We start from the raw sequence: 268 nt of genomic DNA on the forward strand, positions 1-268 counted from the left end.
GTACGATACCGTCGATGTACATGATGGTCACCTGTGTGTATTTCTGTAGACCAATCTTCATATCGATGGTTTTGACATCAGGATTTTTTAAGCGCTGTCTTACAAGCGCTAAATTCGTATTTAAATCTTCAATAAAACCAATTTTTGGTCCTCTTACGACTGTTTCAGAGGTAGAATCCCCTAAATTGCGTTTCTTCGTTCCGTTTGTTTCTAATATATAAGCATGCTGAAATCCGTTAATCAGCACCACGCAGTGACCTTCAAAAAT

General features: G+C 38.1%; 1 protein-coding gene. It reads right to left on the bottom strand.

The features are described from left to right. Positions 1-250 (bottom strand): spore germination protein (locus tag SB658_RS24360; protein ID WP_410602936.1); only part of this gene is annotated, 250 nt, incomplete at its 3' end. Positions 251-268: the final 18 nt, after the last annotated feature.

This window comes from Bacillus sp. SIMBA_008 (genome assembly GCF_046535495.1).
GTDB classification, from domain to species: domain Bacteria; phylum Bacillota; class Bacilli; order Bacillales; family Bacillaceae; genus Bacillus; species Bacillus subtilis.